The sequence below is a fragment of the Vibrio sp. 9-16B-A1 genome (assembly GCF_056726165.1).
In genome coordinates this window covers 110,137-124,153 of record NZ_JBSDZD010000005.1, presented here as the reverse complement: position 1 = coordinate 124,153, position 14,017 = coordinate 110,137, and the positions used below count along the sequence as shown (strand labels likewise).

General features: G+C 49.8%; 9 protein-coding genes and 4 tRNA genes. 9 read left to right on the top strand and 4 right to left on the bottom strand.

Going from position 1 to position 14,017, the window contains the following annotated elements:
- Positions 1-82 precede the first annotated feature (82 nt).
- The 3 genes from ACVB80_RS10140 (at position 83) to ACVB80_RS10130 (ending at position 5,281) form a co-directional block, all read left to right on the top strand.
- Positions 83-2,962, top strand: coding sequence for a Six-hairpin glycosidase-like protein (locus ACVB80_RS10140; RefSeq protein WP_481081169.1), 2,880 nt, complete (start codon positions 83-85; stop codon positions 2,960-2,962).
- Positions 2,963-3,250: 288 nt separating this feature from the next.
- Positions 3,251-4,588, top strand: coding sequence for an MFS transporter (locus ACVB80_RS10135; RefSeq protein WP_481081168.1), 1,338 nt, complete (start codon positions 3,251-3,253; stop codon positions 4,586-4,588).
- A 195-nt stretch (positions 4,589-4,783) separates the two neighbouring features.
- Positions 4,784-5,281, top strand: coding sequence for an N-acetyltransferase family protein (locus tag ACVB80_RS10130; RefSeq protein ID WP_481081167.1), 498 nt, complete (start codon positions 4,784-4,786; stop codon positions 5,279-5,281).
- Between the two features lie 121 nt (positions 5,282-5,402).
- On the opposite strand, the gene ACVB80_RS10125 is transcribed toward ACVB80_RS10130, so the two are convergent.
- From ACVB80_RS10125 to ACVB80_RS10110, 4 genes are all read right to left on the bottom strand, one after another.
- Positions 5,403-5,987 carry an outer membrane beta-barrel protein gene (locus ACVB80_RS10125; RefSeq protein WP_481081166.1) on the bottom strand — a complete coding sequence of 195 codons (585 nt, stop codon included), beginning with the start codon at positions 5,985-5,987 and terminating at the stop codon, positions 5,403-5,405.
- A 355-nt stretch (positions 5,988-6,342) separates the two neighbouring features.
- Positions 6,343-7,617, bottom strand: a complete 1,275-nt coding sequence (gene brnQ / locus ACVB80_RS10120; protein ID WP_481081165.1) for a branched-chain amino acid transport system II carrier protein — start codon at positions 7,615-7,617, stop codon at positions 6,343-6,345.
- 349 nt (positions 7,618-7,966) lie between these two features.
- A complete protein-coding gene (locus ACVB80_RS10115) occupies positions 7,967-9,781 on the bottom strand; it encodes a Na/Pi cotransporter family protein (protein ID WP_481081164.1) in 1,815 nt (604 codons plus the stop codon).
- A 193-nt stretch (positions 9,782-9,974) separates the two neighbouring features.
- On the bottom strand, positions 9,975-10,928 hold the full coding sequence (locus ACVB80_RS10110; protein WP_481081163.1) for a CHAD domain-containing protein: 954 nt from the start codon (positions 10,926-10,928) through the stop codon (positions 9,975-9,977).
- 183 nt (positions 10,929-11,111) lie between these two features.
- On the opposite strand from ACVB80_RS10110, the gene ACVB80_RS10105 reads away from it, so the two are divergent.
- From ACVB80_RS10105 to ACVB80_RS10080, 6 genes are all read left to right on the top strand, one after another.
- Positions 11,112-11,357: a nitrite reductase gene (locus ACVB80_RS10105; protein ID WP_481081162.1), complete on the top strand. Its 246-nt coding sequence runs from the start codon at positions 11,112-11,114 to the stop codon at positions 11,355-11,357.
- Positions 11,358-11,508: 151 nt separating this feature from the next.
- Positions 11,509-11,601: transfer RNA gene (locus ACVB80_RS10100), tRNA-Gly, on the top strand.
- A 56-nt stretch (positions 11,602-11,657) separates the two neighbouring features.
- Positions 11,658-11,744, top strand: a tRNA-Leu gene (locus ACVB80_RS10095).
- 14 nt (positions 11,745-11,758) lie between these two features.
- Positions 11,759-11,834 (top strand) — tRNA-Gly (locus ACVB80_RS10090).
- 17 nt (positions 11,835-11,851) lie between these two features.
- Positions 11,852-11,925, top strand: a tRNA-Cys gene (locus ACVB80_RS10085).
- 219 nt (positions 11,926-12,144) lie between these two features.
- The gene (locus ACVB80_RS10080; RefSeq protein ID WP_481081161.1) at positions 12,145-13,698 is read left to right on the top strand and encodes an L-lactate MFS transporter; all 1,554 of its coding nucleotides are present in this window, start codon (positions 12,145-12,147) and stop codon (positions 13,696-13,698) included.
- The last annotated feature ends 319 nt before the right edge of the window (positions 13,699-14,017 follow it).

Genomic DNA, 14,017 nt, shown 5'->3' with positions numbered 1-14,017 from the left:
TCTATAGGTGGCAGGTGGTTATCTATTTTGGCTGTCGTTTCTGTCTTTATAAACTGGCGCAAAACAATATAAGGAAAACATCATGAAACCGAGTGTTCTTGCGCTTGCAGTGGCTGCTGCTTTTGGGTTGGCAGGATGCCAGTCAGACGGGACTGCTACAGCAGATAAAACAACAGATAAAGCAGAGCAACCCCTTATCAGCAGTGAGCTGTATCTTCGCGGGCTGAATGGCGAGTGGGGAACTGCGCCACACGCCAGGCTGACTTATCTGGGTAATAACCGTTATGAGACTGTACTGAAAGTTGGCCGTGGCTCTGGTCAGTTCAAGATTGCCGACCCTGGCTGGCAGATTGAATATACCAAATATCAAACGCCGGTAGTATTTGGCACGAGTCAGGAGTTCTTTCCCAAACCTGAAACCAACGATGATTGCATGAATAATGACTGCAACTCGGAGGTGACGTTTGCAGAAACCGGTTACTACAAGTTCAGCGTGGCCTTTACCGACCTGTCGGCAGCGGAAATGACGGTGACCAGGGCTACCCTGCAGGAAGCGGAGAAATACTATCCGGATTCGGTGATTGACCCGTTAAGTGTCCATAAAGGCCACGGACAGCAGCAGGCGGTTGAGTTTGATACGTTTGACGGCAGCAAAGAGGTGGTCACCGTCTCTGTCAAAGAGCCAAATGCCGCGCTGCGTGAGTTCGGTTTGTCTACCACCGCCGAACTGCGGGATGCCCTGGATCAGGGAATGATTATCACAGAGCAGGCGAACGCGCCTAAAGTGACCACCGGTGACCTGGCGTTCGATGCTCTGTTTGCCCTGGCCCTGAAGGAGCTTGACCAACTGGCGGTCTCAGAGATCCGTGATGGAAATTACAACCACAACCAGCCGATCGAGGCAGAAGTCTTTGAGACGGGTGCCAAGTGGCACTATGTATGGACGCGGGATTTGGCCTACGCGGCGGACCTGTCGCTGGCGCTGGTAAATCCTGTCCGGGTGAAAAACGGCCTTGAGTTTAAGCTCTCCGGGTTCCGTGATTCCACGAAAAGGAAAGGGGAGCAGATTATCCAGGATACCGGTACCGGCGGCAGCTGGCCAATCAGCACTGACCGTACCTCCTGGGCTCTGGGCGCAGAACGTCTTCTTTCTGCCCTGAGCGGCGAAGAGTACCAGCAGTTTGCTGAGCGCGCTTACAACGCCCTGAGAAATACCCTGGAGGCGGACCGGGAAGCGGCGTTTGATACAGGGTCTGGTCTTTATCGTGGCGAGCAGTCATTTCTCGACTGGCGTGAACAGACTTACTCCACCTGGAGCAAAGATGATGTAAACGCTATCGGCAGCAGCAAGTCACTTTCGACGAATGTCACCCATTACCGCGCGCTGCGCCTGGCGCAAAAGCTGGCCGGAGAGTTTGATTCAGTTAATGCGGAGCGTTACAAAACCTGGGCAGATCAACTGAAAACAGCGATCAATACAGGCTTCTGGGACGATTCCCGCAAGATGTATGCGAGCTATCTGTTCGATAACCAGGGGGATATCCGGACAGACAAATACGATATGTTGGGTGAAGCGCTGGCGATAACCAGTGGTATTGCCGATGAGAGCCGGGCCAAAGAGATTATGGCGAACTATCCGCACAGCGAATTTGGTGTGCCGGTCTACTTCCCGCAGCAACCGGGGATACCTGTCTATCATAACCGCGCCATCTGGCCGTTTGTGACCGGCTACAGCCTGCGTGCGGCCCGCGTAGCAGGGAACACGGCAGCGGCAGATAACGCGGTGAAATCACTTATCCGGGGTACGGCGACCAACCTTTCGAATATGGAAAACCTTGAGTGGCTTTCAGGTCAGCCACTTCTCATTCACAGTGATTTTGGCGGGGACAACTCGCTGGATGGCCCGGTGATTAACTCGCAGCGTCAGCTTTGGTCGGTAGGCAGCTATATCAGCATGGTGACGGAGAACATCTTTGGTATTGATACCAGTTCGGGCGAGCTGAAAGCTGAGCCGTTTATCACCAGCTGGATGCGTAACGAGTTGTTTAAAGAGAGCAATGAGCTCAAGCTGGAAAACTTTGTTTTCAGGGGTAAGAGTTATACCGTTGTTGTTAAGTTGCCCGCCGCAGATAAGTCTGCGACTGGCTATTACGATATCCGGAGCAGTAAAACGGAAGGGGAAACAATTACCGTCGAGCTTGGTGGCCTGATTGCTGGTGATGAGTCGCTGACTCTGATCAAAGGTGTTGAACCGTATGCGACCAAAAGTGAGAAAGCCTTTAGTCCGGAGGAGCCAAAAGTCACTCTGACGGCCAGTGGCAACAAAGTTACGGTTAAAGTGGAAACGGAAGGAAAATATAATCTCTACCGTAATGATCAACTCATCCAGAGCCTGATCAGCAAGGCTGAATATGTCGATGCACCGGGCGGATACGCCTGTTATGTTGCTGAGGCCGTGGGGGAGACATACCGATCAAACCCGAGCCAGCCGGTATGCAGCGGCAGTGAGGTGTTGCTGACTCTGGATGGTGAAAGCAAAGAGTTGAAAGAGGGAGTAACAACAGTAACTGTGCAGAAAGGCGAAGATGCTGTTTCGACGAAAGAACGGCTCAGCGTCGATACAACAGGTACGTATCAGCTAAGCGCCTGGTACAGCAATAACCAGGGCCAGCTCAACACTGGCATCACTAACGCAGTTAAACGTCTTAAAGTGCTGGGTAAAGACAATAAAGAAGTCGCGTCAGGAATCATCCAGATGGGTCACGTCGGCGAGGAGAATGGGATGCGTTACTCAACCCCGGTTGAGGCAGAGCTGACCGCCGGTGAGAGTTACAGTCTGGTCATTGAGGATTACTTCAATATGAGTTACCTGGCTTCCAATGCCACTTATATCTACTCAGGTGGTATGAAAGGGGCGGTGAACTCAGCAGATATCGCCCATATCCGGGTGACGCGAAAATAACCTCTTTGTGAGCAATAAAAGCCCTGGTCTGTTTCAGACCAGGGCTTTTTTGTTTGCCTATGTTTACCTTACATGTTGAAAAACTTCTGCTAACTCATCCCTAACAAAGAGATCCTTATCACAAAATTGTGGCGCAAAAACTGCCCACTCAGACCTCTCTTACGCCGTTTTGGCTTTTGTCGTGAACCCGATCACTGAATGTAGGGGTGGGAGATATTTAGTATCCGGCACAGAAACAAATTGCTGTGCACATCACGGAACACAGTATTAGAAAAGGAATAATAATTAATGAACAAACCACGTCTTTCGTTTTGGCAAATCTGGAATATGAGTTTTGGTTTTATGGGGATCCAGTTTGGTTTTGGCCTGCAAAATGCCAATGTCAGCCGGATTTTTGAAACTCTTGGCGCCAGCATCGATCAGATCCCGATCCTTTGGCTGGCCGCTCCTCTTACTGGTCTGCTTGTTCAGCCGATCATTGGTTACTTCAGTGACCGTACCTGGACCCGTCTTGGCCGTCGTCGTCCTTTCTTCCTCGCCGGTGCCCTTGCTTCCTCATTCGCACTGATAGTAATGCCTTACTCACCTTATCTGTGGGTGGCAGCAGGTATGCTGTGGATCCTGGATGCGTCGATCAATATCTCGATGGAACCCTTCCGCGCTCTGGTAGCGGATAACCTGCCTTCTGAGCAGCGCACCAAAGGTTTTGCAGTACAGACTTTCTTTATCGGTGTGGGTTCGGTGGTGGCTTCTGCCATGCCATACATCGTGACTAACCTGTTTGGTATTGCCAATACGGCTCCTGCCGGTGAGATCCCTGATTCGGTGAAAGTGTCGTTTATCTGTGGCGCGGTTGTTTTTCTGGCATCGATTATCTGGACTGTGATGCGCACAGAAGAGTACTCGCCTGAGCAGATGGAGAAGTTTGAAGGTAAGGCGGAGCCTCAGCAGGAAGAGCAGGCAACGTTTAAAACTATTCTGAATGACCTCAAAGGCATGCCAAAGACCATGCTGCAACTGGCGGTAGTACAGTTCTTTTCGTGGTTTGCCCTGTTTGCCATGTGGATCTACACCACGTCAGCGGTAACCAGCCACATCTTTGGAACCACGGATTCAAGTTCTGCCCTGTATAACGAAGGCGCGGACTGGGTTGGCCTGTGTTTCGCAGCATACAACGGTGTATCAGCTCTGGCTGCATTTGCCCTGCCGTGGCTGGCTGAGCGTACCAGCCGTAAGTTTGTTCACAGCCTGTCACTGGTGATTGGTGGCCTGAGCCTGGCGTCCATTGCATTGGTTAACGATCCGAACATGCTGATGCTGAACATGGTGGGCGTCGGTATCGCATGGGCAAGCATTCTGTGTATGCCTTACGCTATTCTTGCCGGTGCGCTGCCTTCACGCAAAATGGGCTTCTACATGGGCGTGTTTAACTTCTTTATCGTACTGCCTCAGATCACCGCAGCCGGCATCCTGGGCTATGTCACCCGTCACGTGTTTGATGGCAATGCAATGATGGCGCTGACGCTGGGTGGTGTTTCTATGCTGTTTGCAGGTCTGCTGGTGGTGATTGTCCGGGACCAGGACGAGCCAAACCAGGCGATAAACCGAAAGCCTGCAGAGGCCTGATAGTTCTTCTTTTCGGGGCCGGTTTCTCCGGCCCCGCTGTTTTTCTCTGTTCTGGTTTATCTTCTGCCAGGATTTGAACTCCCCCGGATTTTCAGTTGCCTGAACAGGCTGACTCTGTTTTCTACATCTGACGCACGTTTTTTAAGCACCTGATTTGATATTGTGGCCAGAGTTAATTTGCAGGGTGCGAAAGATATGATCAGAGAAGCGCGCAAAGAAGACGCCGGTAAACTGCTGGACTTGATGTATCTTCTTGATAAAGAGACGGATTTCATGATGCTTGAACCAGGTGAGCGCAGTACGACGGTGGAAGAGCAGGAAGGGATCATCGAAATGTTCTCCCAGAGTGACTCCAGGGTGATGCTGGTGGCAGTCGAAAAAGGAGAAATTGTCGGTTATACCGCAGGGATTGGCAACAGCGCCAACCGTGCCAGCCACTCGATGTATTGCGTTATCGGGATGCGTCAGTCGGCTATTGGTAAAGGCAATGGGGCCCGCCTGCTTGATCAGCTTCAGGGCTGGGCCGTGGGTCATGGTTTTACCCGAATCGAGCTTACGGTTATGGAACACAATGAGCGTGCCAAACGCCTGTATGTCAGCCAGGGCTTTATGGTGGAAGGTCTTAAACGTAATTCGCTTAAAGTGAACGGGCGGTATGTGAATGAGCTGTATATGGCGAAATTACTGGGTTAGATTTTAGTCAGTATTTGAAACGGCCCGGCATAGTGAGTTGCCGGGTCGTTATTATATCTGTCCGGGGAAATGCTCAGATTATATATTTGTAATATATACACTCTTCCGGACTGTTGAACTATTAATAATAATAGGTAAATCCGGCTTTTATTTGGTTTTGAGTGTATTTTGTGGTGCTGTCATCGTCATTTTTTATCATGAAGCTGTTAATTGATTTTGCGTAAGCCAGATTGATGCCAAGCGCAGGCAGAACACGGTATTCAATTCCTGTTTCCAGGTTCAGGTGAGGGGTGTGCTCCCAGCTGCTGTCATAGTCAAAAATATGCGCGCTTTTCACTTCAAAAGAGTAGTGCGTCATGGTGATGCCTGCGCCTGCCTTGGCGTAAACGCTGAATGATTCTGCCAGTTCATAGTGGGCTTTTGCACCGGCTCCCAGGCTAAAAACAGAAGCTTCTGATTTCATACCGCCTTTATCGTACAGGTTATAGAAGCCAACGCCTGTGCTGGCTTCCAGTGATAACCATTCATTGACAGAGATACCGGCCAGGCCTTCCATCCCCCAGCCAGTGGTATCCAGATCTTTAGCGTTTGGCACCTCTACTTGTGTCTGGGACACGTTAAATTGTGAATAAGTGCCTCCCTGTGCCAAAGCGCAGAATGAAAACATTGATGAAAGTATGGCCACTGCCAGTGATGAGTGTTTCATATAGTACCCAAAATAATAAATGTGTTTGATATGTATAAAGTGAAGTCAGTTATAATTATTGTTGCCTGTCTTCAGGATTGCGGGATGTTATAGATTGGATTGATGATATGCAAGATTTCTATATAAATATTGGTTTGGTCATGAAATCTTGAAATCACTGCTTACATGGCGTGTTCTGATATTTATTTTTTTGTCTGGTTGGTTTTAAAAATGACAATAAATTTAAAAATATGAAAGGAATATTATTCAGGATATTTTTTATAAGATGTGATTGTTCAGGGTTGTCTTAATTAGTGCCGGTTTGATTAATGGGGTGTAAAAAGTGGGCTGCCATTTTCAGCAGCCCCTGAGGTTGTTATGCGGTAACAGGTACCATTCGGCGCTTAACCTGAGCAGAACCCAGCACCAGCAGACAAGGCAGGAACCAGCTGGCGTGAGCAGAGTAGAGCGGCATAGACGCACTGAACAGTTGCTCCAGATCCCCTGGCATTTTGCCAAGAATCGCCACTGCATCCAGACCACCAAATACCAGTGCGGTGACTACCATGGCAACGCTGGTTTTTGAGCTGGCGAACAGGGCTGACATAACCAGTGCGATAGCCACCGGACACAGTACCAGTACCACAGGCAGGCTGGCTGCCAGGATTTGATCCAGGCCGAAGTTTGAGACAACGCCGGTCAGCAGGACAACGATGGTGGCAGTCATACCAAACGGAGCATTAAATGTTTGCTGGTAATATTCTGCACACGCGTTGGTCAGGCCAACGGTTGTTGTCAGACAAGCGGTTACTATGATGGCAGCCAGTAACCACTGACCGAATGGGCCGAACTCACCTGCAACATAAAGGGTCAGGATCTCTCCACCGTGAGAAGCGCCCGCGGCTACCGACATTGAAGTCGCCCCCACGTATCCCATTGCCAGATAGCAGGCTGACATCAGCACGGCATAGATAACGGCTACCTGAAATGAAGTCTTCGCGATTTGTTTTGGTTCGGTCACACCTTTACTGGTGATGGTGCGGATGATCACCCAGCCGAAGCCGACTGCAGCGATAGCATCCATGGTCATGTAACCCTGGATCAGGCCACTGGTTACCGGTTGGGTCAGGTATTCACCAACCGGGATGCGCGGTACGTCCAGAGGATTGATGAGGGCGGCCAGCGCCAGTGCAACCAGCATAAGGATCAACACGGGTGTCATGATTTTTCCGATGTAGTCCACCAATTTGCCAGGTTTGAACGCCAGCAGCAGGGTCAGAGCGCAGAATGCCAGTGAGAATGGCAGCAGGTAGTCCTGACTGAAGAAAGGCGTTACCCCCATTTCGTAGGCAACAGTCACAGCCCGCGGCATTCCGAATGCCGGACCTATGGTAGCAAACAGCAGAACCCAAAAGGTTTTTGCCATCCAGTCAGGCAGAGTGCGGGTCAGGTTTTTACTGCTGTTAATGCGGCCCAGAACGACAAGGGTCAGCATTGGCAGGCCAACGGCGGTGATCAGAAAGCCAGCCATCGCGGGCAGAAGCGCAGTGCCTGCCTGCTGGCCCAGCAGAGGTGGAAAGATCAGGTTTCCGGCACCGAGAAAGAGTGCGAAAGTCATTAAACCGGTAGCTAAAAGGTCGTGTTTTTTCACTGTAATTGTCCTGTATTGTTTTTATCCGGACCATCAGTGAAGCTGAGAGAGGGGTGATCGAAGAAGGTATACCTCCGTCAGCTTCGGCTGACGGCAGGTAGTCGTCAGCCTAGCGAATAATAATCACCATAATGACTGAGACGACGACTTGAGTTGCACGCAAAACAGCGCTAACCAGCGATGGAGCAGTTTTGGCTGTTTTCATGGGAAAATCCTTAGGGTTAAATCGGCAACCCATTCAACATATAAACTTTCAAACTGTTTGTAAACAGGATTGCGGAATTTAATTTTATAAAGGTGTCAGGCGGAAAGTGACAGGGCCGGAAGCGACGACTTCCGGCCCTGCTTATCAGGCATGATTGTTGGTTGAAACGGTGCGTTTGCGAAGCTGAAGTTTCGCCATGCGTTTACTCAGGGTATAGATTCTCTTCAGTGATTCTACCCATTCCATCTCGTAACGGAAGATCCGCAGCCGGTTGGACTGCTGCTGAGCCAGCATCATGGCCTGGTGGGCCAGCACTGCATCAATCAGTGAGTTCAGTTCCCGCTTGGCGTTGAGTACTTTAGCTGCCAGTGCAGGATCATTACGGCGTATCGCGTTTACGCAGTCGAGCAGGGTGTGGTTGACCTTATCCTGTACCTGATCCAGCGTTTTCCGCATTTCAGCACTGACGACAATGTCATCATTCAGGGCTTTGTAAGCGAGTGGCAGAAGTGAGTCCACCACCAGGTCGGCAACACTTTCCAACTGGTCGGTAATACTGATCAGTTTGATCTGCAGGGCGCTCTGTTTATCGGACAGAGGTTCCATTCTCAGCTGTCCCAGATATCTCAGGATGGAGGCGTGTAACTGGTCGACTTCTTCCTCTATCTCTTCAATCTCTTTCAGCCTGGCGCGTATCTGCGCTGTCTCTTCTTCGCCTTTGCATTCGGGGGCCAGGGGCGGAAGAATATTGAGCATATTGACTACCCGTCGGCCAACCCGGCCCAGCTCAAGCTGAGCCTGGTCCAGCGCGATATCAGGAGTGGGGAGAAACGCTTTCTTGATGTATTTGGTCTGAATGAGTTTTTTCTCGGGCTTAACTGATGGTTTGTATGGCAGAAGCTTGCGTACTACCCAGACAAACACACCTGCAAACGGCAGCATAATCATGGTGTTTAGCACGTTGAACAGAGTATTGGCATTTGCTATCTGGCGTGGCAGTTCAGCAGCCATGCGCTCCACCCCAACGAGTTCCGGGTGAGACGGGGAGATCTGCACACTCAGGGCTCCCAGCGCACCGATGAACGGCAGCCAGATAAGTACTCCGGTGATGTTAAACAGTATATGAACCGCAGAAGTTTGCATTGCCTCACGGCTCTTGCCGATGGAAGCCAGCAGTGCGGTAACGCAGGTCCCCACATTGGCCCCCATCGCCAGTGCGATACCGGTCTCCAGAGGAATGAACCCCTGACTGGCGAGCACGATCACGATACCGGTCGTAGCGGAAGAGGACTGAACCAGGGCAGTAAACGCCGCTGCGATAAGAATGGCCAGCAGTACGTTATCCATGTGGGCCATGGTATCAATGAAAGGCTGATAGGTGCGTAGTGGGGCCATCGCCTCACTCATCAGGTTCATACCAAGGAAGATCATACCCAGCCCGAACAGCATATTACCGTAATGTTTGGTGGTCTCTTTTTTGGAGACAAAGAACATCAAAAAACCAACAGCTACCATAGCCAGCGCCGCTTTGGTGACTTTAAAGGCGATGATCTGTGCGGTCACCGTGGTACCGATATTGGCACCCATAATTACACCGACTGCCTGCGGCATCGACATCAGTCCGGCAGAGATAAAACCGACCAGCAGCACAGTGGTGACAGAAGATGACTGGATTAATGCGGTGAGCCCGGTACCGGTGAGCATAGCGGTGAAGCGGTTGGTAGTGAGTTTGGCCAGCCAGACTTTCATCTTGTTGCCGGCTGCTCTTTTCAGGGCATCGGACATTTTCTCCATCCCGTAGAGAAAGATCGCCAGCCCCCCCAGCAATCCGACACTCATGGGAAGGTAATGAATATCTCCGCTACTTTCAGCAGCTAAAGTGCTGAATGGGAAGAACAGGGTGACCACTGCGAAGCAGATAAGGCGCAAATGGGCGCCGAAGGAGTAGAATGCGTTCATAGGCACGACCATTTTTATTGTTTTACTACTCATTAAAGCATAGTCAGGAAAATATACTGGTGGTGGTTATGATTTGCTCAATTGGCTATCTTGTTGATATGTATCAACAATAGTGCTGGTATTAAGCCTGCTTGCCCTGCTTGCCCTGCTTGCCCTGCTGGGACCGGTGGCTTGTAATTATCCAACCAGGGTATCAGGAGCGGGCTTCGGGAAAGTACATCATTTTGAAACTGCTTTGGTTTTCTTTGTTTATAAAGCTTTCAACCTGAAGGAGCACTCCGGTTTTAGTGCTTTCATGCTCGTTGCGGGTCATTTCAGCCAGCAGGAAAATAGCATGCCGGCTGGCTGCCTGAGCCGGGTGGTGCTCAAGATAGTCGCTGAAGAACTGTAACTGAGTGGCGGTATCATTAAAGGCACCCAGCAGGTTTTGGAGCCGTTTCAGTGCTTTGATCTGCTGTTCGATGCCATTTTCTTCAAACAGAGGACGGAAAAATTCCAGCAGGTAGCGAAGTTTTTTACACTGAATGCGCAGGCGGTGAAGCTGGCTATCCGGGCTGTGTGCTTCCAGCTCTCGTCCCTGTTTTATAATCCGGGAAAAGTATTTCCATATTTGCTTCTGCCCATACTCACGGGCCGGAAGGCGGCGATGTGAGTTAGTGCTAATGGATGAAAAAAAATGGTGGAGCATCTGGCAGTGCTGCTCATACTCTGCGGAGCTTAACCAGTGACAAAGTTGGTGATGTGTTTCAGCCCTGGTCTGCAGCAGGTGGGCAAAAAAGAGGCTCAACCCATGGCTGTTTTCCTGAAGACTGTTGTGGTAATCATCTGCCTGCTCGAGGAACACATCGATGTCACGCAGCAGATTGGTGTTTTGCATCAGAAGGCGCATTGTCGATTTTGCTGTTTCACGGGCCTGTGGCTCAAACAGGTCTTTGAGCAAGACCGTCAGGGCGCGGCAGCGGCGAAGAGCAACCCGGTATTGGTGGGTGTATTCGTTGTCCTGATCCAGAATCATTCCCTTTTCATGAGCCCGGGCATGAGCCAGCTCCTGAAGAAAGAAGCGGCAGGCAGGTTTGTACAGACCTCTGTCGGCTCTGAGTCCAAACTCTGCAGGCGGTTTTTGTGGCAGTGCCGGTTTCTGGTTCACTGATTTTCTCCCTGTGTTGTTTCAAGTGTAGCCAGCCTGGCCCGAATGTGTGTTTTACTCAGGACAGCTGGCACGGCAGCACAAAGATGAGACATCAATCGAAAATCGCAGTCTTTGCTTCATTGGTATGTTGTGGTTGTGCGATCATCATCTCAGCTTGATTAAGGAGGAGGTAAGAAGTTTATGGGAGAAGTCCTGACCATTTTGATCATATTTGGCGCCATCTTTGGTGGCGGGATCTTAAAAGTCGTATTCAGTCACCGCGAAAAAGTAAAATCCATGGAGCTGGAAGCGGCACAAAACGGGCATTCTGAGGAAAAAGCACAAATGCAGCGTCAGATAGAGCTTTTAACTGAGCGTGTGGAAGTGCTGGAGAAGATAGTCACGGATAAAAAGTATCAGCTGGACAAGGAGATTGCGTCTTTGTAATGGTGCTTTTCTGTCCGCTTTGGTTGCAGGTTATACCGCGGGGATCGCTTTTTAGTCACTTGATTCAAAAAGATAAAAAATAGTGTTGACGGATTTTTTCAATCCGTTAAAGTACGCCTCGTTCTCACGGGGAAGCCCGCAGAGAGACAAAGCGACACTAGCTCAGTTGGTAGAGCGCAACCTTGCCAAGGTTGAGGTCACGCCTGTTTATTTCAACAGATAGGGAACCTCGTGTGTCGCTCCAGATTCAAGGTATGGCGTAAGCGGTACCAGATGGTGTTTCCATCGCAATGTAATGTTGCCCTGGTGGTGGAATTGGTAGACACAAGGGATTTAAAATCCCTCGGCGTTCGCGCTGTGCCGGTTCAAGTCCGGCCCGGGGCACCATCAAAAAGTTTAATGCGACACTAGCTCAGTTGGTAGAGCGCAACCTTGCCAAGGTTGAGGTCACGAGTTCGAACCTCGTGTGTCGCTCCAGATTCTATAGAGAATTTGGCGTGTTGGCAGAGTGGCTATGCAGCGGATTGCAAATCCGTGGACCTCGGTTCGACTCCGGGACGCGCCTCCATTATCAGAAGGCCCTGACAGAAATGTCAGGGCTTTTTGCTTTTTGCAGAGTACTGCGCTTCAGAGTTTTTCCAAATACCATCAAAACATCCACGCTGCTGGTGGAGCGGTTGTACTGCGGGTGACTGTCCGTATGCCTGTATGTTCACTGAACCTGAAAGCAAAAGTTCAACACTCCCCCTATACTCATATTAATAATATGGTTATTACGGGGGCATTTATGTTTGATTTTCTGGCTAAAAACAGAATTGTTGCAGATAAATCTTTTAATCGCTGGATGGTCCCTCCTGCTGCTCTGCTGATTCATTTGTCTATCGGAATGATTTATGGATTCAGTGTATTCTGGCCCCCATTAACTACATCTATTGGCGCGGTATGTGCTGAATCGGTCGGTTTCTGGGACAGGGTTTTTACCCGTTCCTGTGACTGGCTTATGAGTGATGTGGTGTGGACGTTTGCTATTGCCATAGTAGTTTTAGGTCTTGCTGCGGCCACCTTTGGTCATTGGCTGGAGAACGCGGGCCCGAGAAAAGCGGGTGTTGCGGCGGCGTTATGCTGGGGCGGGGGGTTAATGGTGTCTGCGTTAGGCGTTTCGCTGCATCAGTTATGGTTAATCTGGTTAGGCTCCGGCGTTATTGGTGGTATAGGCCTGGGGCTTGGCTATATTTCTCCGGTATCAACACTGATTAAATGGTTCCCGGATCACAGAGGCATGGCCACGGGCATGGCAATTATGGGGTTTGGTGGCGGTGCGATGATAGGAACGCCACTGGCGGCAACACTGATCGATACTTATGGCGTTGCCCAGACCTTTTTCATCATGGGCTGCATATACCTTATTGCCATGACCATTGGTGCTTTTTCTTACAGAGTGCCGGCCGATGACTGGAAGCCAGAGGGATGGGAGCCCGTTGTGGATAATGACACTACAATGATTTCCTCTCATCATGTTCATGTCAATATCGTCCATAAAACGCCACAGTTTTGGCTGTTATGGGGCGTACTCTGTTTAAATGTGTCAGCGGGCATTGGTGTGCTGGCCGTGGCCAAACCCATGTTTCAGGAAATTGCTTCCAGTAACTTTGATGCAGCTGTAATCGGTGCAATCGCTGCGGGTTTTGTTGCCCTGTTATCTTTGTCGAACATTATTGGCAGGATTTTCTGGGCGTCTTTATCGGATTATCTTGGAAGAAAAATCACGTATGCCATATTTTTTGGTTTAGGGGCAGCTTTGTATTTTGCTGCGCCCTGGGCCGGATTAAATCAGTATATTTCGATATTTGTATTGATCACTTTTGTTATCCTGACCATGTACGGCGGAGGGTTTGCCACGATTCCGGCATATCTGGCGGATATCTTTGGTACTCAACATGTGGGAGCCATCCACGGAAGACTGTTAACTGCCTGGTCCACAGCCGGGATTGTCGGCCCAATGCTGATGTCTTACCTGCGGGAGTATCAGCTGGCACAGGGTATAGATCCGGCTGCCGCCTACAACTTCAGCTTTAAAATACTGGCCTTTCTTTTGGTGATTGGTTTTATTCTGAATCTGCTCGTTAAGCCGGTTAAGGAAAAGTTCCACATGACTGATGAAGAGCTGGAAACGGAGAAGGCTATCGCAAACAACAATAAACAAGTGCTTGCTGAACCATCGGCGAAAACGAATACCGCCACTCAAAAACTGTTTCTTCCGCTGGCATGGCTGGTTGTAGGCATACCTATTGCGTGGGGAATAATTAATGCGCTGCAAAAGGGGATTATTATTTTCCAGTAGGTGTGGCGCGGGCTTAACTGGTACAGCGCAATCTCAGCAAGGGCCGGGGTTGCGCGGTTTGTACTCCTGTCTTTTTTTCTTTCTCGTCCCGGACCTATTAATCCCGGTTTCACCATCTTCATCTTTTGTTACGTTATTGTCCGATAACTATTTGGTTTTATTGTAGATAATGCTATATGACTCGCAATTTATAAAGGCGTCTGTAATGTGTATTTAATCTATAAGTTTATTGCATAGTAATCTCTCTGTTGATTTGCTTTTTGGATGGTCGTTTCTTTTGAACGGGGTGTCTTTAACAGGTTATCAGGCTGCAGATTTG